The 25,390-nt window shown below is 36.3% G+C and carries 24 protein-coding genes; 16 read left to right on the top strand and 8 right to left on the bottom strand.

The genetic code is table 11. From position 1 onward, the window contains the following. The first annotated feature begins 89 nt into the window (after positions 1-89). The 9 genes from BUE24_RS08365 (at position 90) to BUE24_RS08325 (ending at position 8,256) form a co-directional block, all read left to right on the top strand. Positions 90-836 (top strand): electron transfer flavoprotein subunit beta/FixA family protein, encoded by a 747-nt coding sequence (locus BUE24_RS08365; RefSeq protein WP_073315552.1) that lies wholly within the window; start codon positions 90-92, stop codon positions 834-836. A gap of 11 nt (positions 837-847) precedes the next feature. Further along, positions 848-1,816, top strand: a complete 969-nt coding sequence (locus BUE24_RS08360; RefSeq protein ID WP_073315551.1) for an electron transfer flavoprotein subunit alpha/FixB family protein — start codon at positions 848-850, stop codon at positions 1,814-1,816. Positions 1,817-1,903: 87 nt separating this feature from the next. Further along, on the top strand, positions 1,904-2,521 hold the full coding sequence (locus tag BUE24_RS08355) for a bifunctional nuclease family protein (RefSeq protein WP_073315550.1): 618 nt from the start codon (positions 1,904-1,906) through the stop codon (positions 2,519-2,521). 36 nt (positions 2,522-2,557) lie between these two features. Beyond that, positions 2,558-4,270, top strand: coding sequence for a nucleoside transporter C-terminal domain-containing protein (locus BUE24_RS08350; RefSeq protein ID WP_425290159.1), 1,713 nt, complete (start codon positions 2,558-2,560; stop codon positions 4,268-4,270). Positions 4,271-4,417: 147 nt separating this feature from the next. Continuing rightward, positions 4,418-5,242 carry a thymidylate synthase gene (locus BUE24_RS08345; RefSeq protein WP_073315549.1) on the top strand — a complete coding sequence of 275 codons (825 nt, stop codon included), beginning with the start codon at positions 4,418-4,420 and terminating at the stop codon, positions 5,240-5,242. A gap of 24 nt (positions 5,243-5,266) precedes the next feature. After that, positions 5,267-5,692 (top strand): energy transducer TonB, encoded by a 426-nt coding sequence (locus BUE24_RS08340; protein ID WP_073315548.1) that lies wholly within the window; start codon positions 5,267-5,269, stop codon positions 5,690-5,692. A 100-nt stretch (positions 5,693-5,792) separates the two neighbouring features. Beyond that, positions 5,793-6,959, top strand: a complete 1,167-nt coding sequence (gene egtB / locus BUE24_RS08335; protein WP_073315547.1) for an ergothioneine biosynthesis protein EgtB — start codon at positions 5,793-5,795, stop codon at positions 6,957-6,959. Positions 6,960-6,969: 10 nt separating this feature from the next. Further along, a complete protein-coding gene (gene egtD, locus BUE24_RS08330; protein ID WP_073315546.1) occupies positions 6,970-7,953 on the top strand; it encodes an L-histidine N(alpha)-methyltransferase in 984 nt (327 codons plus the stop codon). 21 nt (positions 7,954-7,974) lie between these two features. After that, complete coding sequence (locus BUE24_RS08325) at positions 7,975-8,256, top strand: DUF427 domain-containing protein (RefSeq protein WP_073315545.1); 282 nt, start codon at positions 7,975-7,977, stop codon at positions 8,254-8,256. Between the two features lie 30 nt (positions 8,257-8,286). On the opposite strand, the gene BUE24_RS08320 is transcribed toward BUE24_RS08325, so the two are convergent. Both BUE24_RS08320 and BUE24_RS08315 read right to left on the bottom strand, forming a co-directional pair. Continuing rightward, positions 8,287-8,583 carry an isoamylase early set domain-containing protein gene (locus BUE24_RS08320; protein ID WP_073315544.1) on the bottom strand — a complete coding sequence of 99 codons (297 nt, stop codon included), beginning with the start codon at positions 8,581-8,583 and terminating at the stop codon, positions 8,287-8,289. A 102-nt stretch (positions 8,584-8,685) separates the two neighbouring features. Further along, positions 8,686-9,768, bottom strand: a complete 1,083-nt coding sequence (locus BUE24_RS08315) for an aminotransferase class V-fold PLP-dependent enzyme (RefSeq protein WP_073315543.1) — start codon at positions 9,766-9,768, stop codon at positions 8,686-8,688. 67 nt (positions 9,769-9,835) lie between these two features. Here BUE24_RS08315 and BUE24_RS08310 point away from each other — a divergent pair, with 67 nt between their 5' ends. The 3 genes from BUE24_RS08310 (at position 9,836) to fabD (ending at position 12,594) form a co-directional block, all read left to right on the top strand. Beyond that, on the top strand, positions 9,836-10,768 hold the full coding sequence (locus tag BUE24_RS08310) for a dihydrofolate reductase (RefSeq protein WP_073315542.1): 933 nt from the start codon (positions 9,836-9,838) through the stop codon (positions 10,766-10,768). After that, a complete protein-coding gene (locus BUE24_RS08305; protein WP_073315541.1) occupies positions 10,768-11,619 on the top strand; it encodes a fructosamine kinase family protein in 852 nt (283 codons plus the stop codon). The genes BUE24_RS08310 and BUE24_RS08305 overlap by 1 nt, the downstream gene beginning before the upstream one ends. 93 nt (positions 11,620-11,712) lie before the next feature. Beyond that, entirely contained in the window at positions 11,713-12,594 is an 882-nt protein-coding gene (gene fabD, locus BUE24_RS08300; RefSeq protein ID WP_073315540.1) for an ACP S-malonyltransferase, read from the top strand. 71 nt (positions 12,595-12,665) lie between these two features. Here the strand turns inward: fabD and BUE24_RS08295 are convergent, their stop codons facing one another. Continuing rightward, entirely contained in the window at positions 12,666-13,556 is an 891-nt protein-coding gene (locus tag BUE24_RS08295; RefSeq protein ID WP_073315539.1) for a haloalkane dehalogenase, read from the bottom strand. Between the two features lie 256 nt (positions 13,557-13,812). On the opposite strand from BUE24_RS08295, the gene BUE24_RS08290 reads away from it, so the two are divergent. Genes BUE24_RS08290 through BUE24_RS08280 form a run of 3 tightly spaced genes read left to right on the top strand, consistent with a single transcriptional unit; the run spans position 13,813 to position 17,466 of the window. Further along, the gene (locus tag BUE24_RS08290; protein ID WP_139241943.1) at positions 13,813-15,738 is read left to right on the top strand and encodes a hypothetical protein; all 1,926 of its coding nucleotides are present in this window, start codon (positions 13,813-13,815) and stop codon (positions 15,736-15,738) included. 3 nt (positions 15,739-15,741) lie between these two features. Beyond that, on the top strand, positions 15,742-16,560 hold the full coding sequence (locus BUE24_RS08285; RefSeq protein ID WP_084549455.1) for a DUF2490 domain-containing protein: 819 nt from the start codon (positions 15,742-15,744) through the stop codon (positions 16,558-16,560). Between the two features lie 33 nt (positions 16,561-16,593). Then, positions 16,594-17,466, top strand: a complete 873-nt coding sequence (locus BUE24_RS08280; RefSeq protein WP_073315537.1) for an MORN repeat-containing protein — start codon at positions 16,594-16,596, stop codon at positions 17,464-17,466. 3 nt (positions 17,467-17,469) lie between these two features. Here BUE24_RS08280 and BUE24_RS08275 read toward each other — a convergent pair whose 3' ends face one another. The 3 genes from BUE24_RS08275 to BUE24_RS08265 are packed head-to-tail and all read right to left on the bottom strand — an operon-like array spanning position 17,470 to position 20,130. Continuing rightward, positions 17,470-17,976 (bottom strand): hypothetical protein, encoded by a 507-nt coding sequence (locus BUE24_RS08275; RefSeq protein WP_073315536.1) that lies wholly within the window; start codon positions 17,974-17,976, stop codon positions 17,470-17,472. A 27-nt stretch (positions 17,977-18,003) separates the two neighbouring features. Then, positions 18,004-18,795 (bottom strand): DUF3667 domain-containing protein, encoded by a 792-nt coding sequence (locus BUE24_RS08270; RefSeq protein ID WP_073315535.1) that lies wholly within the window; start codon positions 18,793-18,795, stop codon positions 18,004-18,006. Between the two features lie 60 nt (positions 18,796-18,855). Continuing rightward, complete coding sequence (locus tag BUE24_RS08265; protein WP_073315534.1) at positions 18,856-20,130, bottom strand: metal-dependent hydrolase family protein; 1,275 nt, start codon at positions 20,128-20,130, stop codon at positions 18,856-18,858. A 271-nt stretch (positions 20,131-20,401) separates the two neighbouring features. On the opposite strand from BUE24_RS08265, the gene BUE24_RS08260 reads away from it, so the two are divergent. Beyond that, positions 20,402-21,127 carry a hypothetical protein gene (locus BUE24_RS08260; protein WP_139241942.1) on the top strand — a complete coding sequence of 242 codons (726 nt, stop codon included), beginning with the start codon at positions 20,402-20,404 and terminating at the stop codon, positions 21,125-21,127. Positions 21,128-21,142: 15 nt separating this feature from the next. Here the strand turns inward: BUE24_RS08260 and BUE24_RS08255 are convergent, their stop codons facing one another. Further along, on the bottom strand, positions 21,143-24,046 hold the full coding sequence (locus tag BUE24_RS08255) for a DEAD/DEAH box helicase (protein ID WP_073315532.1): 2,904 nt from the start codon (positions 24,044-24,046) through the stop codon (positions 21,143-21,145). A gap of 89 nt (positions 24,047-24,135) precedes the next feature. Next, complete coding sequence (locus BUE24_RS08250) at positions 24,136-25,305, bottom strand: DegT/DnrJ/EryC1/StrS family aminotransferase (protein WP_073315531.1); 1,170 nt, start codon at positions 25,303-25,305, stop codon at positions 24,136-24,138. Positions 25,306-25,390 lie beyond the last annotated feature (85 nt).

The following is a 25,390-nucleotide window of genomic DNA, read 5'->3' as shown; positions in this document are numbered from 1 at the left end:
AAAAAATTTATTATGCATGCATAGTAAATTAGACTTTTTATTTGTACCTTCGCATTTATTATTAAATTCTCAAAAAATACCTATATAAAATGAAGATATTAGTATGTATTAGCCATGTGCCTGACACAACTTCCAAAATTAATTTTACGGATGGTGATACTAAATTTGATACCAATGGGGTGCAATTTGTGATCAACCCTAATGATGAATTTGGACTTACTCGCGCTATGTGGTTTAAAGAAAAACAAGGAGCATCTGTAGATGTTGTTAATGTAGGTGGTCCTGAAACTGAACCAACATTGCGTAAAGCTTTGGCAATTGGAGCAGACAATGCCATTAGAGTAAATGCCGAAGCAACCGATGGGTTTTATGTAGCAAAACAATTGACAAAGGTTATCCAGGATGGTGGTTATGATTTGGTAATAGCAGGTAGAGAGTCTATTGATTACAATGGAGGAATGGTGCCTGGTATGGTAGCGGCTTTAACAGGAGCGAATTTTGTAAATACATGTATTGGATTGGAAATCGAAGGAGACACGGCTACTGCAATTCGTGAGATCGATGGAGGTAAAGAAACTTCTACTACAAAATTACCTTTGGTAGTAGGAGGACAAAAAGGATTAGTAGAAGAAAGCGATCTTAGAATTCCTAATATGAGAGGTATCATGATGGCTCGTAAAAAACCTCTTACTGTTGTAGAGCCTGTAGAGGCAGGGCAGGAAACAAAAGCTGTAAAGTTTGAGAAACCTGCGCCAAAAGGTGACGTTAAGTTAGTTTCTCCTGACAACGTACAGGAATTAATCGATTTATTACATAACGAAGCAAAAGCTATTTAAAAGAAAAAAATATGTCAGTTTTAGTATATACAGAAAGCGAAGGAGGAAAATTTAAAAAAGCAGCTTTTGAAGTTGCATCCTATGCCAAAGAAGTAGCGAATATGTTGGGTGGTACCGTAACTGCTGTAAGCATTAACGGAGGAGATGCTAGCGAATTAGGAGCATATGGAGTTGACAAGGTATTGGAAGTAAAAGACGATAAATTAACTGAGTTTAATGCAAAAGCATATGCCGATGCTATTAAACAAGCTGCAGAAAAAGAAGGTGCAAAAGTAGTGGTGGTTAGTTCTACTGCTGATAGTAAGTTTTTAGCCCCTTTGGTAGCTGTTAATTTGGATGCAGGATACGCTTCGAATGTAGTAGCATTGCCAGAAAGTGCAGCGCCTTTTACAGTGAAAAGAACGGCATTTACTAATAAAGCATTCAATATCACTGAAATTAATACAGATGTTAAAGTGGTAGGATTGTCTAATAATGCATTTGGTCTTAAAGAAGCATCTGGTGCAGGTGCTGCAGAGGCGTTTTCGCCTTCATTATCTGATGCGGATTTTGGAGTAAATGTAACTGCAGTTGATAAGGCCACAGATAAAGTGTCTATTGCTGATGCAGAGATCGTTGTTTCCGGTGGTCGTGGATTAAAAGGTCCTGAAAATTGGAATATGATAGAGGACTTGGCCGATGTACTTGGAGCGGCAACTGCATGTTCTAAGCCAGTAAGTGATATGGGGTGGAGACCACATAGTGAACACGTTGGGCAAACAGGAAAACCAGTAGCGTCTAACTTATATATTGCTATCGGAGTTTCGGGAGCTATTCAGCACCTTGCAGGGATTAATGCAAGTAAAGTTAAAGTGGTTATTAATAACGATCCTGAAGCACCTTTCTTCAAAGCTGCGGATTACGGAATCGTAGGAGATGCGTTTGAAGTAGTGCCTAAACTTATTGAAAAATTAAAGGAATTTAAGTCGAATAACGCATAATTTTCATAAATTGTGCTCGATTAAGGGCTGTTTGAACTTAGGTAAAAGTCCGTTTGTTCAAACAGCCTTTTTTTTATTAATGTATCTATGAGTTTAGTTCGACTGAATATAAAAGGAATATCTTACAGTCAAACCCAGAATGGGGCCTATGCGTTGATTTTGAGCGAGGTGGATGGAGAAAGAAAATTGCCTATCGTAATTGGCGCTTTCGAAGCACAGTCTATAGCAATTGCTTTGGAAAAGGAAATAAAACCTCCTCGTCCTCTTACACATGATCTTTTTAAAAATTTTGCAGATAGATTTGATATTGTAGTCAAACAAGTCATCATTCATAAATTGGTAGATGGAGTGTTTTATTCTAGCATCATCTGCGAAAGAGATAAAATAGAAGAGATTATTGATGCTAGAACCAGTGATGCTATAGCATTAGCACTTCGTTTTCAGGCACCTATATTTACCTATAAAAATATTTTGGATCAGGCAGGGATTTATTTGAAAGTAAATCCTAAGAAAGACGATGAAAATGACCCCGAAAGCCTCTTGGTGGATGAGTTAGTTTCTGAAGATGTAGAAATGGTGGGTAAAGAAACTAGCTATAAAGATCTTTCTCTGGAAGAGTTGAATCGCATGTTGGAACAAGCTGTTGCTAATGAGGATTACGAATTGGCAGCAAGAATTAGAGATGAAATTTCTAAAAGAGGGTAACTCATCAATACGAAAAAGGGATCTAATTGTTTTTTTATGACTTCTATTTTTATGAAAAGAGAACTACTTGCTTTTCTATGTTCATTTTTTGTTTTTACAGTAGTATCCTCACAATCCCTAGAAAAGAAGTGGGATCTGGATAAAGTTAATGGAGATTCTGAAGGTGTTTTTGTTCCTGGAGACGGGGATTACATTCAGTTTGATGAAAACAGCTTTTCGTATTCTTTCGATAAGAAATCCAATGTGTTGGATGGAGATTACATTCAACAGAATAATATTCTTCTATTATTTCCAGAAACCGCAGAAGATTCTATAGTAAAGTATAGGATTACTTCACTTACAGACTCAACCTTGGTTTTGTCCAAAGGCGGAGTTTCGTATTCATTACTAAGTAAAAAAGTAGAAGAGCAACCAGTAATTGCCAAAGTGGATGGTTTGGTTCCGAGTAAAGGATTTTCTGTTAGCAGTTTAATTCGCGGGGTAATTGGTATGTTAGTGCTTTTAATTATTGCGTATTTGTTTAGTAATAACCGAAAAGCGATTAACTGGAAAACAGTAGGTATTGGATTAGGTGCTCAATTGCTGTTGGCAATCGGAGTTTTAAAAATCGGATTTGTACAGGCTGCTTTCGAATTTGTAGGGCAGATCTTTGTTAATATACTTGATTTTACCCGAGCAGGAAGTGAATTTTTGTTGGGTGGACTTATGAATGTTGATAGTTATGGTTTTATTTTCCTTTTTCAGGTTTTACCAACTATTATTTTCTTTTCAGCATTGACTTCGGTATTGTTTTATTTAGGAATTATTCAGGTGGTGGTAAAAGGGATGGCCTGGGTGCTTACCAAATTGATGGGGATTTCTGGAGCAGAAAGCTTGAGTGTTGCGGGGAATATTTTTCTGGGGCAAACAGAAGCTCCTTTAATGATCAAAGCGTATTTGGAAAGAATGACGCGGTCAGAAATTTTACTGGTGATGGTTGGTGGTATGGCCACAGTTGCTGGAGGTGTACTTGCTGCATATATTGGTTTTTTAGGAGGTGATGATCCAGTGTTGCGATTAGAGTTTGCTAAACATCTTCTTGCAGCTTCCGTAATGGCAGCTCCTGGAGCTATAGTGATATCTAAATTATTATATCCGCAACAAGAAGCGATTGATACTGATGTGAAAGTTTCCGCAGATAAAATTGGATCCAATATACTTGATGCTATTGCTAATGGTACTACCGAAGGGTTGAAACTTGCAGCAAATGTAGGAGCAATGCTTTTGGTTTTTATTGCTTTTATAGCCATGTTTAATGGGATTTTGGGTTGGATAGGAGAAATTACTACGCTAGATGCGGTTATTGCAGAGTATACTCCTTATGATAAATTTTCGTTAGAAGCTATTCTTGGTACCGTATTCGCACCATTGATGTGGATTATAGGAGTTGCCAAGGAAGATATGATGCTTATGGGGCAGTTATTAGGAATTAAATTAGCTGCTAGTGAGTTTGTAGGATATATACAACTTGCGGATCTTAAGAATCCAGCAAACCCTTTGCATCTCACCTATAATAAATCGGTGATTATGGCTACGTACATGCTTTGTGGATTTGCTAATTTTGCGTCTATAGGTATTCAGATTGGAGGTATAGGTTCCCTGGCTCCAGGGCAACGTAAAACCCTCTCAGAATTTGGGATGAAAGCGCTTCTTGGAGGAACTATAGCTTCTTTGCTTTCAGCTACTATAGCGGGTATGATTATCGGATAAACGCTCGTCGATATCGTTATTGTTGAAAACTATTGTACAACTAACCCTTAATCAAAGTATTAAACGATACGTGGTATCCTATTTTTTGTATATTTGAAACACACTTAACTAACAAACAAAAAAACTAACACAAACTGTAGGAGGAATATGAAGCAGTACCTTGATCTTGTACGTCATGTGATTGAAAATGGAAATGAAAAGGGAGATAGAACCGGAACCGGGACAAAAAGCGTTTTTGGTTACCAGATGCGGTTTGATCTCAGTGAAGGGTTTCCAATGGTTACTACCAAAAAACTACACCTTAAATCAATTATACACGAATTATTATGGTTTTTGAAAGGAGATACCAATGTAAAGTATCTTCAGGAAAACGGTGTGCGTATCTGGAATGAGTGGGCCGATGAAAATGGAGACCTTGGACCTGTTTATGGATACCAATGGCGTAATTGGAATGGAGACGAAATTGATCAAATTAAAGAGGTTGTAGAGGCCTTAAAAAATAATCCGAATAGTAGAAGAATGTTAGTTTCGGCCTGGAACCCAAGCGTGCTTCCAGACACTAGTATATCTTTTTCAGATAATGTGTCCAATGGCAAAGCAGCACTTCCTCCTTGTCATGCTTTTTTTCAATTTTATGTAGCAGACGGAAAATTGTCTTGTCAGCTTTATCAGCGAAGTGCAGATATCTTTTTAGGAGTGCCTTTTAATATTGCATCTTATGCGTTGTTTACAATGATGATGGCTCAGGTTTGTGGATATGAACCAGGAGAGTTTATTCATACATTTGGAGACGCCCATATATATAATAACCACCTGGAACAACTTGAGCTTCAACTCTCAAGAGAACCGAGAAAATTACCAACTATAATCATCAATCCGGAGGTGAAAGATATTTTTGGCTTCGTTTTTGATGACTTCAAACTTGTAGACTACGATCCGCACCCTCATATCAAAGGAGCGGTAGCAGTTTAAGCCCTAAACTAAAAACTATAAATTATGAAAAAACTACTACTTATACTATGTATTTTGTTTACAAGCATATCCTTTGGACAGGACGGGTTAGTCCTCTCCCAACAGAATGCTAACGAAAAGGGTATTTCTCCCATCTGGCCCAAATGCGAACGGTCTAGACAAACGCCAGTACAATGTTTTGATGGTAAGCTTAGAACTCATATTATCCAGAATTTCGAGTATCCAGAAATTGCTTTGAATGAAGGTCTTGCAGGAACAGTAACGGTGGAGTTTATTATCAATAAAAAGGGAAAAGTAGAGGTGTTAGATGTACACGGAGCGCATAGATATTTACAAAGAGAAGCTATTCGTATCATACGTGCTATACCAAAGATGGAGCCAGGAAAATGGGGTAATAAGCCGATCGCAGTTGCCTATGAAGTCCCGATTACCTTTGTAAAACCAGAGTAAGTTTCAATATATTTTAACAAGGGATTAACCTTGTTTGAGAGTAGAGAATTATAAAAATCTGTAAATTTGAGTGTATTCGTAAGTCGTGTACACTTTTTTTATGATTCTTACAGATAGTTTACTTACCCTCTTTTTAAAGACCCGATCAGATACCGAAGAAATTTGTGCTCCCCTCCAAACCGAAGATTATGTGGTGCAACCCATTGTTGATGTTTCGCCACCCAAATGGCATTTGGGGCATACAACCTGGTTTTTTGAGGAATTCATTTTGTCCAAATATGTACCGGGATACGAAAGATTTCATCCAGAGTATGCTTTTGTGTTTAATAGTTATTACGAAAGTGTAGGTAAAAGAGTAGTTCGAACCAATCGAGGGAATCTTTCCCGTCCAACAGTGAGTGAGATATATGAGTATAGAGATCATGTAACAACGCATTTACAGACTTTTCTCGAGGAGAATGATGAAGAACATATACAAGAATTGGTAGAAGTGGGGATTCATCATGAGAAACAGCATCAGGAATTACTACTAACCGATATCAAATACATTCTAGGGAATAACCCTTTACTGCCCAAGTATAATGATACGTTTACAGAGCATCGCGTTCCAGATGTTCCGACAAGGTATATTGGTATAGAAGAAGGTGTTTATGAAATAGGACATCAAGGAACAGATTTTTGCTATGACAATGAATTAGGGAGACATAAAGTCTTTCTTTCTGAATTTGAAATTTGTAACACGTTGGTGTCAAATAAAGAATACCTCGATTTTATCAAAGATGGTGGATATAAAAATAGTTTATTGTGGCATGCAGAGGCCTGGGATTGGTTGCAGAATGAAAATGTAGAGTCTCCTTTGTATTGGCATAAAATAGACGGTGTATTCCAACAATATACACTACGAGGTCTTTCTGATATTCATCCGGACACCCCAGTTACTCACATTTCTTATTATGAAGCTTTTGCCTTTGCGCAATGGCGAGGCGAACGTCTACCTACAGAATTTGAATGGGAGGTAGCACAGTCAGCTTTTAATTGGGGAACCCGATGGGAATGGACAGAAAGTGCGTACTTACCATATCCTAATTATACCAAAGCTCCAGGAGCCCTGGGGGAGTATAATGGGAAATTTATGGTTAATCAAAAAGTATTACGTGGAGGGTCTGTAGCAACCCCTCAAAACCATACCCGACCCACATATCGTAATTTTTTTCACCCTCATCTTAGATGGCAATTCACTGGGTTCAGATTAGTGAAATGCAAATAATTTACCCTTTATGAATACTAAAGATCAAAAAGTACAAATCTCTACTTTCGAGAAGGAAGTGTGCGAAGGGCTTACGACCTTTCCTAAATATTTATCGTCAAAATACTTTTATGATGAGATAGGGGATAAACTCTTTCAGCAAATCATGGCGCTGCCAGAGTACTATCTTACACGAGCAGAATATGAGATTTTTGAAACCCATAGATCGGAAATTGTCCAAAGCTTTGATGCAAATCAGGAGGGCTTTGATTTGATTGAATTAGGTGCAGGAGATGGGAAGAAAACAAAAGTTTTGCTTAAAGAATTAAGTGATAAAGGTTTTGATTTTACCTATGTGCCCATTGATATTAGTCAAAATGCAGTTGAAGGTTTGGTAAATGATCTTGCTAATGAAATGCCAGGAATAGGTGTGAATGGTGAAATAGGGGAGTATTTCGAAGTGTTGGATCGTTTAAAACAACTTAGTGACCGTAAAAAGGTAATCATGGTTTTGGGATCCAACATTGGTAATTTGTTGCACCAAAGAGCTATTCAATTTTTAAAGAAATTGTGTAATGCTATGAATCCAAATGACCTGGTGTTAATGGGGTTTGATCAAAAGAAACATCCTCAGAAAGTTTTGGATGCCTATAACGACAAAACTGGTGTAACAGCAGCCTTTAATAAAAATGTACTTACAAGAATTAATAAAGAGCTCAATGCAAATTTTGATCTTGATAAGTTCATGCACTGGGAAACCTATGATCCCGAAAGTGGAACGGCTAAGAGTTATTTGGTAAGTACAGAAAAACAAACCGTAGATATCGATGATCTGTCATTACAAGTTCATTTTGAAGCCTGGGAAAGTATTCATACTGAAATTTCTCAAAAGTACGATGATGATATTGTAAAATGGTTGGCAGAAGAATCAGGGTTAGAGATTAGTAAGTCTTTTGCTGATCAAAATATGGATTATAAAGACTATTTACTTACCAAAATTAAAAGTGTAGAGTAAATAATTATAAAGAGATAAAACATGAAAGCAATTTGGAATGGCAAAGTCATTGCCGAAAGTAATGAAACAAAAGTAGTAGAAAACAATCACTACTTTCCGCCAGAGGCGATAAAAGAAGAATTTTTTAAATCAAGTAATACTCATACCAACTGTCCTTGGAAAGGTGTAGCTTCATACTATACGGTAGAGGTAGATGGAAAAGAGAATCAGGATGCAGCCTGGTATTATCCAGAAACCAGTGATCTGGCAAAACAGATTAAAGGATATGTTGCATTTTGGAAAGGTGTTGAGGTTGTAGAATAACCCTCAACACCTTTTTTTATTGTAGTTTGTTTATAATATCAATAAACTATTTTCTGCAGAAGCATAATCACTCCATTGATACCCATCTGCTTCTATTTCATTAGTCCACTCACCATCAACTACATACTTAAATTCAAATTGGTTGTCTTTTGGAAGATCAATTGTTCCTTTGAAATTCCCATTTTTCAATTTTTTAAGCATGGTAGCTTCCGTGTTCCAATTATTGAATTCTCCCGCAACACTTACAGATGCAGCTTCCTTTGCTGGAACAACAAAAGTAACTTTACAAATAGGCTTTGTTTTTAAATATTGTTTGGTAATCGCCATAATTTTGATTTAAAAATTAATGATTAGGTTAATAGAGTTGTTCTAAGTTACGGTAAAATATAAAAACAGAAATGAGAGAAGTTTCAGATTTTCAATAAGTTATTAACGATAACGATGTAGTTGGGTAAGTAATTGATCAATGTCCTCGATAGTGTTATAAAAATGAAGACTAATCCTAACACCATAACCTCTTAGAGAGGTGATAATGCCATGTTCTTTTAAGTGCAAAAATAGCTTTTGATCTCCTTTGATATTCAAAATTGTACTGTGTTTTTTTCTCGAAACCACTTCACTTCCTAACAGGTTAAGTTTTTGTAATTCTTCTTTGGAATAGCTACCAAGCATCTTTATTTTTTGTTCAATTTCTGATAGTCCAATTTTGGATAAATGTCTTAACGAATACTCGAGGCTCCCAAAATTAAAAGTGTCTAAGTGTCCACATTCAAACCGAGCAGGTAGACTGATGTAAGAACTGTCGTAATTTTCATTTTTTGCTGCTTCGATATACATTTTTGGAGTTAAATGGTCTAGCATGCCGTCTTGAAATAATAGAAAACCGTTTCCGTAGCCTCCCAATAGCCATTTGTATCCGCTGCATCCCAAAATATCAATGCCAGAATTAGCAAAGTTGAAAACCGCTGTACCGCAAAACTGAGTCCCATCGGCAATAATAAGCAGCTCTGGATAAGAATTTTTTAATTGCTTGATAATATCCAGATCAATTTTGATTCCTGAGATATACTGCACAATACTGAAAATGAAAATATCTGGTTTGTGCTGTTCGATAGAAGACATGATGTTCTGTTCCAGATGTTCATCTATTTTCGCATAACAGGTATCGAATCCTTTGCTTCTTACAGAAAAATTGATAGAAGGGTAGTCATCATCCAATAATAGTACTTTCTGATCTTTTGAAATATCTTGAAGGATAGTATTGAGACCTGTAGAAAAGTTTGGCGTTAAAATGGTGTTTTTTGTAGAGGCTCCAAAAAACTCTGCAATAGTTGTTCTTACTGAATTCAAGAATTGTTGTTGGGAATCTCTAAATTTGCTTCCTCCGATCAAAAAATCCAAGTCATGCTCCTGTCTAAAATCTAGGAGAGTATCGTATAGTAATCCAGAAGAAGCAGTGTTGAGGTAAGTGTATTGTTGTAAAACAGGGAATTCATTTCGTAAATTCTTCATAAGCAATTGTAAGGTGATTTTTGGTAAAAACTATATCTTTACTTGCCGATACTAAGTTAGCATTAATATGTTCTCAAGAAAGAAAGAAACACCACAAATTGATCCCCAACAAAGAGAGTTGTATGAGCATGCTCGAAAAAGAGTTATTCAGAAAAAAAGACTCTTTTATCATTTTGTTGTGTTCATAGTAGGATCTGCTTTTTTCGCTCTTTTAAACATTGTTTTTGGGTATGGCAAAGACTTTACTTTTTTTGGGGTCAATTGGTATGTTATAGCTATAGTATTTTGGGCGTTTCTTTTTGTAATACATTTTTGTAATGTATGGTTGTTCAGCACCTTTATGGGGCAGGAGTGGACCGATAAGCAGATGGAAAGATTAGTGATCAAGCAAAAGGAAGAAATCGCTTTGATTCAAAAAGACGTTGACTTGATGTATCCCAAAGATGATTTACAACAAAAAAAAGAAGCATTTATCACACAAAAACAAAATACCGAAGTGAAGGAAAAAAATGAACAAATTATAACAATGATTGCCGCGGCAGGAGAAAATAATGCGCTTGGAAAAGATAATGATCTGGTATGGCACTTACCCGATGATTTTAAACGATTTAAACAACTAACTACCGGGCATTACATCATAATGGGTAGGAAAACTTTTGAATCCTTTCCAAAGTTGTTGCCAAATAGGATTCATGTGGTTATTTCTAGAAATACCAATTATCAGGCTCCAGGAGCGATCGTTGTGCAAACAATGCAAGACGCTTTGGCAATTGCCAAAAATGACGAAAATCCGTTTATTATTGGTGGAGGTGAGATTTATAAACTAGGGTTGGATGTTGCCAATTGTATAGAGCTTACTCGTGTGCATTCTGATTTTGAGGCAGATGCCTTTTTTCCGGAAATTGATCAAGATACGTGGGAGTTAATCCAAGAAGAATTCCACGATGTGGATGATAAGCATAAGTTTCCGTTTACGTATCTTACCTATAAAAGAAAGTAATGCTTTCTAAAGCGTTGATCGCTCATCTAAAAGAACTACTCTCAACAAAGATTCTTCATGCATCTCCATTATCAGGAGGAGACATCAATGAGGTGTATCTGCTACAAACCACAAATCACAAATTTGTGGTAAAACTAAATAGTGCTTCCCGATTTCCAGGAATGTTTAAAGCAGAAGCAAAGGGACTTGATGAACTTAAAAGTTCGAATACTTTTTCAATTCCTGAAGCTATTGCTTATGGAGAAGTTGATAAGGTATCTTATTTACTTTTGCAATATGTAGATAGTGCTTCAAGGGCTTCGGATTTTTGGGAGGTGTTTGGGCAACAGTTGGCGGCAATGCATCAAATCAGCGAGGAGTATTTTGGTTTGAAAAAAGATAATTATATCGGTAGTTTACCTCAGTACAATACAAAATGCCAAACGGCCTCAGCGTTTTATATACAACAGCGATTAGAACCACAGTTTCAGCTGGCTTCAAAAAATGGGTATTTATTTTCTAAGCTAGATGTTTTTTATAAAAACATTGAAGGCATTATACCCCAAGAACCCTCTAGCTTGATACATGGTGATCTGTGGAGTGGTAATTTTATGGAAGATGGTAAAGGAGCTCCTTGTTTGATAGATCCTGCGGTTGCCTATTCTCCAAGAGAAATGGATATAGCCATGATGCATTTGTTTGGGGGATTTGACCCGCAATTATTTGAAGTGTACCATGAAATCTTTCCTTTGCAAAAAGGGTGGAAACAGCGAATTTCTCTTTTTCAATTATACTATTTGTTGGTGCATTTGAATCTTTTTGGAAGCTCTTATTATACGTCGGTAAAAAGGATAATTGAGAGCTATTCTTGATGATTTTCAGAAGATTGTCAAATCGTTAGCCAATTGCTAGACGAATAATTTATTATCCTTACTTTTGTCAAAATTTATAACACACAATATCGTATGAACGCATATGTATTTCCTGGTCAAGGAGCACAGTTTTCAGGAATGGGCCTGGATCTTTACGAAAATTCGGATCTCGCAAAAGAACTTTTTCATAAAGCGAATGATATTCTTGGTTTTGAAATTACCAAAATCATGTTTGAAGGTACAGCTGATGAGTTAAAACAAACCAAAGTTACTCAGCCTGCCATCTTTTTACATTCTGTAATCTTAAGTAAAGTGTTAGGAGACAGTTTTAAGCCTGATATGGTTGCAGGACATTCTTTGGGTGAATTCTCAGCTTTGGTAGCCAATGGTACGCTTAATTTTGAAGATGCATTACAGTTAGTTGCCAAAAGAGCAATGGCCATGCAAAAGGCTTGCGAATTACAACCTTCTACAATGGCCGCAGTTCTAGGATTAGATGATGACGTAGTAGAGAAAGGATGTGGAGCTATAGATGGTATTGTGGTTGCTGCCAATTACAACTGTCCTGGTCAATTAGTAATCTCGGGAGAGGTAGCTGCTGTAGAAAAAGCTTGTGAATGGATGAAAGAAGAAGGAGCACGTAGAGCATTGTTACTGCCCGTAGGAGGAGCTTTTCATTCTCCCCTGATGGAGCCAGCAAGAGAAGAGTTGGCGGCAGCTATCGAAGCTACTCAGTTTAACGTTCCTGTTTGTCATATTTACCAAAATGTAACGACAACAGCAGTGTCAGATCCAGATGAAATCAAAAAGAACCTAATAGCACAGTTAACAGCTCCGGTAAAATGGACACAAAGTGTACAGAATATGATCAATGATGGAGCTACTTTGTTCACAGAAGTAGGACCAGGTAAAGTGTTGTCTGGTTTGGTGAAAAAGATAGATCGCTCTGCAGAAACTACATTGGCTGCAGTGTAATCTTGCGGTATACAATACAAATACAGAAAAGCCCTGGCATATTTGCTAGGGCTTTTTTTAATGTGATTAACCTATTTGTTTATAAGTAATTCATCTTTCATGAATTGATCTATGTAACCAGCAATTTCTTCTCCTTTTTCTTCCTGCAAAAAATGGCCGGCATCCTTGATGATTATCTTTTGTTGGTCCTTGGTAGTTGGGATTAATTTATAGAAAAACTTCTCTAATCCACCTAGTACTTTATCCTTGTCAGAGAACATGACCAAAGCGGGTTTGTCCCATGTAGAAAGTACATCTCTGGCTTTTTGTATTGGAGCTACTGCAGGATCTTTTGGATGAGCAGGGACCAATAAAGGAAAAGCTACTGCGCCTCCTTTGTGTTTTTTATTAGGGTATGGAGCGTTGTAAGCAGCAATCACATCTTTGGATAACTTTTGGTGAGAAGCGTACTGTATAATGCCTCCTACCGGTAAAGAAGGGTGATATTTGGTGAACATCCGCCATATTTTAAAAGGTAGTGACATTTTTTTGCCAATAGGTAGAAAGGTATTTAGTATAACAACACGTTTAAACTTTTCTGGATACTTCCCTAATAAAGATAAGCCCAGGAGCCCTCCCCAATCTTGTACGATAAGAGTTATATCTTTAAGTTCTAACTTTTCAATAAAATTTTCGAGAGACCTAAGGTGTAGATCAAAAGAGTAGTTTTTTCTACCCACAATTTTGTCTGATTTACCGAAACCAATAAAATCAGGTACTATAAAACGATAATCTTTGAGTACGGGAATAAATTTTCGGTATAAGTAAGACCATGTGGGTTCTCCGTGAAGTGCCAGGATAGTTTCTCCTGCTCCTTCATCAATATAATGCATTTGTAGATTCTCAAAGGTGATGTAATTTTCTTGATATGGAAAATCAGTAATATGTTCAAAACGTTTAAAATCGGGTCGTACAAATTCCATAAATTAACATAATAATTGATACTTTATTTAGATTTTTAATTGATCCCGGTTGTAGGTCAATTTTTATAAACTTAGCTAATTTCTTCTGTGAAAGAAAGAAGAAATGCAATAAAATGACGATATGAATAAATTATTGATAGTGTCTACTGCCATTTGCCACGTATGTAATAAAGTGATGTCCCAGTTATATTGAGATGTTTTGCGTTCTTGATAAAATAATTTCGAATAATTTTAGTTTATTTGAATTGTTAAAATCATGAAATATAAAGACTTAATAACAACATATTGTGTTGGGATGCTCTTATGGCTTCCCTGGATATTTCATGCCCAGGATGTACGCACTTTTAAAGGTGAACTAGAACTTCAAAAATACAAAGGGGAAGCTAGCTATTCGTATCTCCTGAAAGATACAGATACTATTTTGAACGGTCCTTTTACATTTAACCGTTCTAATCTGAAAGCATTGTTAGAAAAAGAAGACGTCTCTTTTTCGATCCAAGGACAGTTTACGAACAATTATCCAGAAGGGAATTGGTCTTTTCGATTCAATGAGTTTCAGTCGAGTGATAATAATGCAGTTGAGGACTATCGCTATGTGGTAAATGTAGACGGAAACCAACGAGTAGCGTCTGGAAACCTACTACAAGGAAGGCCTGATGGGACATGGACCATTAAAGTACAGCAAATTAAGGATTCTGAAGTCCGACAAGTTGATTTTAATAGTGTCATCACTTTTGAAAAAGGGGTTCCTCAACAAAGTTTTCGAATTGAAGATCAACAACAGGAACTGGTAGGAAGGTTTTTGAGAAATGGACTTGCTCACGATAAATGGACATTATTTTCAGATAGAGAGTTAGACGAAATAGAATCCTGGTATTTTGATGAAGGTGTTTTACAGACTATAGAAGCAAATTCAAGAAACGGTAGCAGAAGTATACCAGTTTTTAAAGATTTGAATACAAGAACTGAGGTTATTTCCCTAGGGGAAAAATACATGAAGATCCTTGAGTTTCTATTATCAGATAGTGATGCTAGAAAGGTTCGAGAAGGTGGAATTACCTATTTATTGACCACTAATGAAGGACATTATCAAAATATAGACGACATTTTATCAGCTTTGGGGTCCTCTTCATTCTCACCAGAGTTCAAGGTAGTTGTTCCCTTTTATCCTTTAGCATCTAATGAAAAAGAGGCTATTGATACTACAGTAGCGTATTATCAAAAATCGAGAAGCATAAGTGATTTTTTATTAAACGATTCGCAGCTCAATATTCGGAAATTATCAGATCAAGATGTTCGTTCTTTGGAAGATGAGGTAGCAGCAATTACTGAAAACATTTTACAGCCTCTACAAAGAGTAGATGAATACCATAAAGATGACATTCTTACTCATATCGAAAAGGATAAAATCATTGCAAACTTGTGGGAGAATGGAATATCTCAATTACAGGACTTCGAAAAATATAAAATTTCTTTAAAAGGAAAGATCAATCCAGAGGATAATGTTTTTAAGGTGCTAAAAATTATATCCGAACAAACTTTTTATCGCCTGGAAGAGATACAAGCAACACTACAAAGTAAAATAGATAAACAAGTAAAGCAACAAGAAGCTATTGCCCTGGAAAAGGAGATGGTTACTCGTCATAACTATCTGGAAGAACTAGGGGAGAGAGGCAGAGCAGATTCTATACCAACACTGTTTTTTGAAGCGATAGATCAGTTAAAGAATACTGCAGAGGATAAATTGAAAGCCTATTCTGAGATAGAAAATCTTGAAAAAAAGTTGGAATTCGGAAGAACCTTGGTGCACTGTTTTGAAGATTATGGTAAGATAGGAGAGCGGGTTTTAAAACTTCCTGAGCAACAAAAGGAAATACATGAAAAATATATGGACGCTGTGTGGAATCCATTTATTGCTACGTTGATGGATGAGATGGTGAAAAAGCGCATCGTTTCTGCTTATGATGATGTGTTGATCCCTTATTTTTTGGAAGAGATCAATGACGGACTAGCATGCGAAGAAGCAAAGAGCTGGATGAATATGGTTGATCTTACCTATAAGCAACTCTTGATTTTGAGAGATGAAGATACCAGAAAAATGGAGCGCAAGCTAAAAAAGGAAAAAGACCCTATAGTAGTATTACAACGTTTTAAAGTCCCTGTAGTAACTAACCAAGACTAGTAGATGATAAAAAAATATTGTACATATCTGTTTTTTGTGGTCATCTGCTTTTTTGTTTCCGTAGAGGTGGTAGCACAAGAAGAGCAACCTACAGAATCAAAGTTTAAAGAGCCAGTAACCAAGCTATGGATCAATACCTACGGAAATATCAGAATTTCCAAACGATTATTTTGGGTTGCCCAAACGCATTTCAGATTTGAAGAAACAGAAAGCACACCTTTTGCTGGGCAAGTAGGCCAGGTATACAATAGGCATGCTATTGGCTACATTTATTCAAAATATTTTAATGTTAGTCTTGGAGGAGTATTAAGGCTTAATTTCAATACAGATCCAGAGTCCGTAGATCGTAATCTGGTACCCGAATGGCGTATATGGCATCAATACATGTTTGCGATGCCGCTTTCTTCTATGATGTTTTATCATCGTATTCGTATTGAACATCGTTGGACTCAAGGATTTGAAGAAAACAGTGAATATATTTTCAGGAATCGATGGAGGTATATGTTCAAAGCTAAGATTCCTATCAATTCGGATAAGTTCAAGCCTAAGACGTTTTATGTCTCACCCGAGGCCGAATTGATCATGCAAAGTGGTAAAGCGGTTATAGGTAGCCCTATGGAAGATTTACGTTTACATGCTTCTTTTGGGTATATTTTGAATCCTAGAATGACAGTAGCAACGGGGATTATGTATTCTCAAGGGCAAACTTTGAGTGATGCTTCTGTTTTTAAGCAGAATTGGACACTTCGATTTCACTTGTATTTTTCACCAGATTTCAGAAAAGTTAAGAATAAGTTGCCTGCAATTCATTTAGATGATTAATATTGCAAAAATTTGATGTAAGCCCTAAACCCAATGAAAAAAAAGAACGCCAACATCCTATTATATAGTATTTTGACTCTTGCTGTTTTTGCGGCAACCTACAATACCATTCGTGCTAAAAAACTTAAAAACAAACTCCATACTCTGGAAGAGGAAAGAGCCAAAGCATCACAGGACTCTATTTTAGAACGGAGCCTTCTTCAAATAGATTCTATATTAATCAAAGGAGAATATAGATCTGCGTTGAATGCCTACCAAGAACAATTTGATGCTGTAATCAATGATGGTGATGAAAAAGAAAGTGTAAAGTTTCGGATAGAGGTAGCACAACAGTTTATGAATTTGCATAAAGAAATTTACGAAGATCATTCTTTGTCAGATTCAGTTCAGGAAATAGATACCACCAATGTGGGGGTTGCAGAGACATCGATTCAACTTAGAGCCTACGATTCTTTAAGCTTTGCCCTTGAAAAGGCTAAAGTTCAATTGAACAGAATAAAAAAACAACTCAAAAAAAGATCATATGGGGAGTATCTTACGTTTAAAAACCCCAAAAAACACCAATTGCATTATGTAGGTCAGGTAAACAATAGCAAGGCAAACGGATTTGGTATTGCGCTATTCGATACAGGAAGTAGATACGAAGGCGAATGGAAAGACAATCTACGCCATGGAGAAGGATCTTTTTACTGGCCAGATGGTGAACGTTACGAAGGAGAATATGTAAATGATCTCCGCAATGGTATAGGAACCTACTTTTGGCCTAATGGAGAAAAATATACCGGACATTGGAAAAATGACCAACGTGATGGTGATGGCGTTTTTTATGGTAAAGACGGCGAAATAGTAACCAGTGGTACTTGGAAAAAGGATAAGTTGGTAGAAGAGCGGAAGAACAGGAAATAACCGCTATCTTTTTTTATTTCCAGCCGTAAACTTAGTTTCGAGATATAGTTGTTTCCACTCACCATTTTGATAATCCCCAACTTTGAACATATAGGTGTTGTCATCCACATATTCCCACATATCGGTAACCGTTGAAGTGCCATATGCATAGGTATATATGATGTTTTTATCCTCACTTTTTACCGTCCCTGTAGTTACTCCACCAAAAACATCAAATTCCCAGAATTCGATCGTTTGTTTTTCAGGATTGTATCTTCGGATTCCATGATTACGAGGACCAAATTCGGTCTGCTCTTTATTAGTGTATCCTTTGGATTCTGCAATAACAATTGTATTGTTGAGGTCAAAATGAAATACGATTTCTTGCTTAAATTTGCTTCCATCTCCCCAGTTTCCTTCAGCTTTCCATACTTTTCCTATCAAAGGAGTAAAAGCAGAGAGTTTGGTTTCCTGGCTCCAGGAATACGAATAGCAAATGGTAAGGATGACAACAGTTTTTAGAATTTTCATCGATGTTTTTTTTGTTTTAGAATCAGTTTATGTCAGCGCTTTATAGATCAAAGCTCCAATAACGACAATGATGCTAATAATACTCATAAATATACCGAAAAAGAAGAAGCCAAAACAATAAATGACTAATCCTAGAAGAAATCCTATGATTTGTTTTTTTCCAAACATATCACGGAAAATTTGACTGTAAATGAATGCGGCAATAGAGAATCCGAGGACTAGCATAAGTCCAAAGAATTCTGGTATAAAATAAAATACAATTGCATTTAATGCTCCATAAATAGTGGATTGGCCAAGCATAAATGTGTTCATTATAAAATGCTCGGCATAATATAATTTATGTCGTTCTAGAAATATTTTTGAGCTTAATGAGATAAAGGGTACTAATAAAAAAGGAAGCAAATTCATAAACTTGGTCGCGAACTTGAAGTATCCACGCATTTCTACTTCTTTTTCTGGAGTTTGAATGATCCCAAGATCTTTATAGATTTCAACCATTGCTTCTACTTGGAAATCCCAAACCCCAAAGGTGAGCATACAAAATACATTGATAGCAATTCCTATCAGCGCATATCGAAATGGATTGGCATAATTTACGGTGTTTCCCTCTAAATATTCCTGAATAACTTTTCCGGGTTGGATCAGTAGTTTTTTGAAGGTGTAAAAGAATCCTTTTTCAAGATTGAAAATTGCTGTAGCTGCATTGTTGATGAGCTTTTTCAAAGTCCATCGTTCTGCGATACGTTTTTGTCCACAATAATTGCAAAAATTACCAGAATAACTATGTCCACAATTTTTGCATTGATAATTTGATTCCATTACAAAATTTCTAAGGTTGTTAGAAAAGAATACGACCTTCTATTAATCGATTAAAAAATATTATTGTTTGTAAATTTTCCCTTCCTTCATTACAAAGACAATATTTTCCATAGTGTCAATTTTTTGTGTAGGATTATCATTAACCGCAACGATATCGGCTATAAAACCTGGAGATACTTGTCCCAGCTTTTCCTGCATTTCCAAAATTTTTGCATTGGTAATTGTGGCGCTTTGGATAGCTGCAATGGCAGGCATTCCTGCTTCCACCATATATCCAAATTCTTTACCGTTTTGGCCATGTTTAAAAACACCGGCATCAGTTCCAAAAGCAATACCAACTCCTCGGTCGTAAGCCTTTTTGAAGGTGTTTTGAATCTTGGGACCAATATTTAAGGCTTTGGGTACAATAATGGCAGGATAATAGCCATCAATCTTAGCTTTGTCTGTTACCTCTTTCCCGGCAGTAATGGTAGGTACCAAATACGCATCATGCTGTTTCATTAGATCCATGGTTTTTTCGCTCATTAGCGTACCATGCTCGATAGTTTTAACACCGCCTAATATTGCCCTTTGCATACCTTCGTCACCATGAGCATGTGCTGCTACATGAAAGCCATAATCTTTGGCTGTTTCGCAAATAGCTTTTATTTCCTCGACCGTAAATTGAGGATTCGATCCACTTTTTGCAACACTTAGAACTCCTCCTGTAGCAGTGATTTTGATCAAATCGGCTCCATTTTTATAGCGTTGACGAACGGCTTTTCTAGCATCTTCAACGCTATTCACAACTCCGTCCTTAGGTCCGGGATCCCCGATGAGCGATCTTTTACCTCCGTTTGTTGGGTCTCCATGACCTCCTGTTGTAGACAATATCTTACCAGCAGTAAACACCCTTGGTCCAACAATTTTACCTTGAGCAATTGCCTTTTTTAATGAAATATTTACTCCTGATCCCCCCAGATCTCGTACCGTGGTGAACCCCGCCATCAATGTTTTTTCGGCATATCCAACTGCGTCAAAAGCAAGATCAGCTTCGTTATCTGTATACCTTTTCAGATAAGCTTTTGGGTTGGTTTCACTTTCGATATGAATGTGCATATCGATCAATCCAGGCATTACTGTTTTGTTTTTAAGATCAATGGTGGTGTCTCCTTTTTTACCGTCGACATAGCCGTCTTGTATTTTGAAAATCTTATTCCCAGAAATCACAACTGTCTTTTCGGTAAGAATCTTTCCGTTTTTAGTATCCACTAATTTTCCACATTGTAAATAAGTGTCTTGTGCTAATAATGAAGCACTTGCGCAAAAAAGAAGAAGCGTAAAAATATATCGCATTTTGATGATTTGTTTGAATGTGAATGCTAAATATAGTCGAATTAAGGGATTTGGCAAAACCACTCCTTTTTTGGAGAAGTTACATTGTCCAAATCAGATATTTGAAGATTTGGCTACTTTAAAACAAGTGATTTACATCCAACAAAATAAATAAAAAAATGGAAAATAAATCGCTATGTGCTGGTAATTGAGTAAATTAGGGGAAGGGGCTCCCATTTCAATTTGGCTTGAATTTTGATTTTTTAGTAATACTAGGGAAAAACAATGTAATATGGTTATAAAAATACTCGTTTTATGGTGCTTCTTAATATCGGTGAATCTGTTCGGACAAATTACTCCGGATGATCTCATTAATTTTGATGAAAAATCCTCTAGAAGCTATTTAAAAAAACATCGGGTACTATCTGCATCCCTGGATTCAATTATTAATTTCGGACATATAGATAGGGGTATAAATACTGTTTGGCTTAAAGATGTAAAAGCAAATTTTACAACATTGGTTCCTCATAGTGGTTTGTCTCTGGTTTATAAAGAATTGGCATGGATGCATCCTTGGCTAAAAGAGCATAAAGAGCTAAGAGTTTACTTCTGGATGAACGATCTAACCGGTACTCCTGAACTTGTGGGATACAGTAAAGGCACCATCGAATTTCCTAAAATAAGAAGAAAATTGTTAGACAATGAACAAGACACATTTGTTGATTTCTCTTCGGTAGATCCTTCAGCTTTTTCAGGTACTTATATTCGAGGTCGATTGGATGGGTCAGAACGAATGACGGTATTTACGTTACTCTATAAAAAGAATTTATTATTGATATACCCAGAACACCTTTGGGGCGCACCCAAGATATCAACTTTTGCAGATCGATATAAGTTAGTAAAACCTATATCCGTAGGACTACTAGAAAAAATAGTACAAGAAGATATATTTTTGGTACTCAAAAAAGTGGACCATCAATATGAGATTTGTGGGTATGTAGGTTCAGAAGGCAAGTAAATCTTAAATCTATGTTTACTTTAATAATTCTTCCAAGTTACTTTCGATATATTCTGGAATACTATCAATAGCGATCAATTCATCTGATAAAGATTGTTTTTGCTCTTGTAATTGAATGATTTTTTCTTCAATGGTATTTTTTGAAATGAAACGAGTGACCAAAACTTTATTAGTTTGTCCAATGCGATGTGCACGGGCGATTGCTTGTTTTTCGGCAAATGGGTTCCACCAGGGATCCAGCAATACTACATATGAAGCTTTGGTTAAATTTAAACCAACTCCACCTGCTTTCAAAGAAATAAAGAACAATGAAATATCATCCTCTTCTTGAAAACGATTGACAATGGTTTCTCTTTCTTTGGCAACTGTATTTCCGGTTAAAGAAAGAAAAGAAATCCCTTGTGCTGTACTCCACTTTTCATAAATAGCAAGATGAGAAACAAAAGAGCTAAACACCAATACCTTTTTTTGTGCAGTAACTAAAGTTTGAAGGTGATGGGTGACGTCATCAAATTTTCCTGAAGTTTGCTGGGTTTCACTGGAAACCAATTGTGGATGATTGGCTAGTTGCCGTAGCTTGGTTAAGGTATTGATGATATGAATTTTGTTTGTAGCAACATGATCAAGCCCTAACAAAAGATTGCGAGCAGCAGATTTTTCGGATTCGTAGCTTCTTTTTTGCTCTGGTTGCATTTCAGAGTAGCGTATTTGTTCAGTTAGTTCTGGTAAATCTTTAGCAACCTGATTTTTGGTTCTCCTTAATATGAATGGTTCTATTAGGGATTTGAGTTCGGCTATTTTTTCTTCATTTTGATGTTGCTCTATAGGGGTTTTAAAATGCTCCTTAAAAAAAGCAAAACTGCCCAACATTCCTGGGTTAATAAATTGCATTTGCGACCATAAATCAGACAAAGAATTTTCGATAGGAGTGCCACTCAACGAGATTTTATGTGTCGTATTGATCTTGTTAATTGCCTGGAAAATTTTGGAATCCTTATTCTTGATTTGTTGACTTTCATCCAGAATTAAATAATTGAAATTTAATTTTTGAAACGTATCATTGTCTCTGGAAATGATGCCATAGGTGGTTAACACCACATCATATGACTCCAAATATGGAGCGTTCTTTTTACGATCTGTACCAGTATATTTTATAAGGTTAAGATGTGGAGCGAACTTGATAATTTCCTGAGCCCAGTTAAAAACCAGAGAAGAAGGTAATACGATCAATGTCTTTAAGAATGTTCTTGTTTCCAAAGGCGTGGCAAAGAGATCGAATTGTATTTTGCTAACTTCATTTTCGCTGGGTTGCAATTGTTCTTTTGCGTGAACCAAAGTTGCAATCGTTTGTAGTGTTTTACCTAGTCCCATATCGTCTGCAAGACACGCCCCTAAACTATTGTTGTAATGATTTACTAACCATTGCACACCTTCTAGCTGATAAGGTCTAAGGCTAGCTTTTAGATTTGAAGAAGGTTGATAAGGTGCTGACGATTCACTTTGGTCATAAAGAGGTAATTCTTTTTCAGGAATAACCTCTTTTAAAACCGTGTAATTACTTTTTGCTAGCGTGATTTTATCATCGGTAGATCTGCCAAAATCTGCCAACTTTTTATATCGTGTCATCCATTCCAAAGGAATGATAAAAGTCTCGTTGTTGTTTAGCGGAAAACATCGGTTATTATTTCGGATATACTTGATAAATTTTGAAAATGGGATTTCCTGATCTCCTATAGTGACCCATCCTTTGATGTCAAACCAATCTTTTTGTTGCTCTTGTCGGATAGAAAGTTGATGTGAAGTTGTGGATACTTGTTGTCCTAGTATGTTGGGAAGCTGTATCGTGAACCCTTCTTTCTGCAATGTTGTTTTGTGGTTCGTAATCCATGTAATAATCCCGTAGGGATCGTTGGATTCTGAAACTTCAAAAAGTAAATTTTGATTTAAGAGAAGACCTTTTGAGGTGATTTTTTCTACAACCTCCGATTCAATATCTAGATTTCTTTTGGTCTGTACAATGGTAATTTGGTCTTCATTGTAAATGATTTCTGAGGCTGTATTTTTGGATTGATGAAAATCAAATGTACAATGTTCGTACTCGAATGTAATTTTTGCTACATAAAGATCCTGAATAAAATCCTGAATGATTTCCAGTGTGTATCCCACAACATCTTGTTTGTTTACAATCTCGAACCCCTCCGCCTGGACTTCAATATTTTTTGATACCGGAACAATGACTTTTTCTAAATAGGTTTTGACATGTTTTTGAGCTATGATGATTTTATCTTTCTGAAGAAATGGTTTTAACTTGTTTGCATTTAAGTTTTTAATCCTGAAAAGCTTTTTGTTTACTACGATCCATGAGGGATCGTTTAGTAAAATTTTAATGCTTTTGTCCTTTGGGACAAACAATGAAGCTTGGTCTTTCAGGGAAAAAGCATACTCAATACCTTCTTCCGTTTTGGTAAACCTAAGTATGGGATCTAGTGGAAGTTTTGCAATTTCAATAATACTAGAAGCAACGGGTTCTTTTCGTTTTGCCTGATAAGCAATAGGATACTGATATTGAGTAATGAGTTGATAAAAAGTACCGAGTTTTCGGTTTACAAAACCTTCGATCAGCTCTTTGGTTTTGTCCTCCAACAGTAGTTGTGATAGGTTAAGGTTTTTTCGGGATTTTTTAGGTTTAAAACGTTGTTCTAAAGCAGTTGGTCGTAAAAGGGTACAAATTTCAATAAGCTGTTCGTGTGGTGTTCCTGGATATTGGATATTGAATTCGGAAATAATCTCGGGAGTAGCCTGTTTCTCTATGTATTCATATTGCGCTTCTTTTTTAGAAACGATATAGGCTTCGGGTAATGCAGGTATTCCGGTAAAATTGTGGTCAACAATATTGTAACAGATACAGTATGAATCCATTTCAGTAATTGGTGTAGGTTTGGGGTAAAGTTTAATGTGTGTTTTTTAAGTCCATCTGAATTGAAAACGGTTCAGATGGACTTAAAATTTTATTGATTTACAAAATCAATAACTGTTTTGGTGATAAAATCAATTTGTTCATCATCAAGTTCTGTATGCATTGGTAAGGAGATTACTTCTTTCACCAATTGATTGGTTATGGTAAAATCAGCCTCGTTGTATCGATCATCTTTGTATGCTTTTTGATTGTGTAATGGGATAGGATAATAAACTCCACATGGGATTCCATTATCGTTTAGATGTTTTACGAGTGCATCACGATCAATATCAATAACTCTTAACGTGTACTGATGAAATACATGACAATTACATGTATCGCAAATGGTATTTTCATCAGATCCGCAGTTGTTTCCCTTTACTTTTGGAGTGATAATATTTTTAATCCCAGCAAAAGCATCGTTATACTTTCTTGCGGCTGCTCTTCGCGCATTATTGTAACTATCCAAATTAGGCAATTTAGCACGTAAAATAGTAGCCTGAATAGAATCTAATCTCGAATTTACACCCACTACATCATGATGATACCTTTTGTACATCCCATGATTTACAATACCTCTTATAGTATGTGCCAAGTCATCGTCATTGGTAAAAATGGCTCCACCATCTCCATAACATCCTAAGTTTTTGGAAGGAAAGAAAGAGGTAGAAGCTACATGCCCGATGGCTCCTGTTTTTTGAGTCTTGCCATTAGCAAATTGATAACTTGATCCAATACCTTGGGCGTTATCTTCTATAACATATAAATCATGTTCTTTTGCTATGGACATGATTTCATCCATATTGGCACATTGTCCAAATAAATGTACAGGGACAATTGCTTTGGTTTTTGGAGTAATCGCCTTGCGAATGGCTTCCGGGTCGATATTGAACGAATCGACTTCTACATCTACTAATACAGGCGTAAGTTGTAAAAGCGCAATTACTTCAACCGTGGCGGCAAAGGTAAAATCAGCTGTAATTACTTCATCACCTGGCTGTAACCCTAATCCCATCATGGCTATTTGTAACGCATCTGTGCCGTTGGCACAAGGGATTACATGTTTAACATCAAGATACTCTTCTAATTCCTTTTGAAAACTATGGACCTCAGGTCCGTTAATAAATGCTGTAGATTGTATAACGTCAAGTACAGATTTGTCGACTTGTTCTTTAATTTGCTCATACTGACCCTTTAGGTCAACCATTTGTATTTTCCTCATTGATGTGCGTATTGTAACCTCACGAAAGTACAAAATATAGGAACTATAGCCAATGTAAAAATGGTTTTTGAATATAGATGGGTGA

It is taken from the genome of Aquimarina spongiae, from assembly GCF_900141785.1.
Lineage (GTDB): Bacteria > Bacteroidota > Bacteroidia > Flavobacteriales > Flavobacteriaceae > Aquimarina > Aquimarina spongiae.
This window is presented reverse-complemented; position numbering and strand designations above follow the sequence as displayed.

Coding starts and splice junctions, on each gene's coding strand:
- BUE24_RS08285 (WP_084549455.1), top strand. CDS start 15,742: ATGATAAAAAAATATTGTACATATCTGTTTTTTGTGGTCATCTGCTTT.
- BUE24_RS08350 (WP_425290159.1), top strand. CDS start 2,558: ATGACTTCTATTTTTATGAAAAGAGAACTACTTGCTTTTCTATGTTCA.
- BUE24_RS08275 (WP_073315536.1), bottom strand. CDS start 17,976: ATGAAAATTCTAAAAACTGTTGTCATCCTTACCATTTGCTATTCGTAT.
- egtB (WP_073315547.1), top strand. CDS start 5,793: ATGATTCTTACAGATAGTTTACTTACCCTCTTTTTAAAGACCCGATCA.
- BUE24_RS08310 (WP_073315542.1), top strand. CDS start 9,836: ATGTTCTCAAGAAAGAAAGAAACACCACAAATTGATCCCCAACAAAGA.
- BUE24_RS08365 (WP_073315552.1), top strand. CDS start 90: ATGAAGATATTAGTATGTATTAGCCATGTGCCTGACACAACTTCCAAA.
- BUE24_RS08295 (WP_073315539.1), bottom strand. CDS start 13,556: ATGGAATTTGTACGACCCGATTTTAAACGTTTTGAACATATTACTGAT.
- BUE24_RS08320 (WP_073315544.1), bottom strand. CDS start 8,583: ATGGCGATTACCAAACAATATTTAAAAACAAAGCCTATTTGTAAAGTT.
- BUE24_RS08355 (WP_073315550.1), top strand. CDS start 1,904: ATGAGTTTAGTTCGACTGAATATAAAAGGAATATCTTACAGTCAAACC.
- BUE24_RS08250 (WP_073315531.1), bottom strand. CDS start 25,305: ATGAGGAAAATACAAATGGTTGACCTAAAGGGTCAGTATGAGCAAATT.
- BUE24_RS08305 (WP_073315541.1), top strand. CDS start 10,768: ATGCTTTCTAAAGCGTTGATCGCTCATCTAAAAGAACTACTCTCAACA.
- BUE24_RS08260 (WP_139241942.1), top strand. CDS start 20,402: ATGGTTATAAAAATACTCGTTTTATGGTGCTTCTTAATATCGGTGAAT.
- BUE24_RS08325 (WP_073315545.1), top strand. CDS start 7,975: ATGAAAGCAATTTGGAATGGCAAAGTCATTGCCGAAAGTAATGAAACA.
- egtD (WP_073315546.1), top strand. CDS start 6,970: ATGAATACTAAAGATCAAAAAGTACAAATCTCTACTTTCGAGAAGGAA.
- BUE24_RS08280 (WP_073315537.1), top strand. CDS start 16,594: ATGAAAAAAAAGAACGCCAACATCCTATTATATAGTATTTTGACTCTT.
- BUE24_RS08270 (WP_073315535.1), bottom strand. CDS start 18,795: ATGGAATCAAATTATCAATGCAAAAATTGTGGACATAGTTATTCTGGT.
- BUE24_RS08340 (WP_073315548.1), top strand. CDS start 5,267: ATGAAAAAACTACTACTTATACTATGTATTTTGTTTACAAGCATATCC.
- BUE24_RS08290 (WP_139241943.1), top strand. CDS start 13,813: ATGAAATATAAAGACTTAATAACAACATATTGTGTTGGGATGCTCTTA.
- BUE24_RS08360 (WP_073315551.1), top strand. CDS start 848: ATGTCAGTTTTAGTATATACAGAAAGCGAAGGAGGAAAATTTAAAAAA.
- BUE24_RS08345 (WP_073315549.1), top strand. CDS start 4,418: ATGAAGCAGTACCTTGATCTTGTACGTCATGTGATTGAAAATGGAAAT.
- BUE24_RS08255 (WP_073315532.1), bottom strand. CDS start 24,046: ATGGATTCATACTGTATCTGTTACAATATTGTTGACCACAATTTTACC.
- BUE24_RS08315 (WP_073315543.1), bottom strand. CDS start 9,768: ATGAAGAATTTACGAAATGAATTCCCTGTTTTACAACAATACACTTAC.
- fabD (WP_073315540.1), top strand. CDS start 11,713: ATGAACGCATATGTATTTCCTGGTCAAGGAGCACAGTTTTCAGGAATG.
- BUE24_RS08265 (WP_073315534.1), bottom strand. CDS start 20,130: ATGCGATATATTTTTACGCTTCTTCTTTTTTGCGCAAGTGCTTCATTA.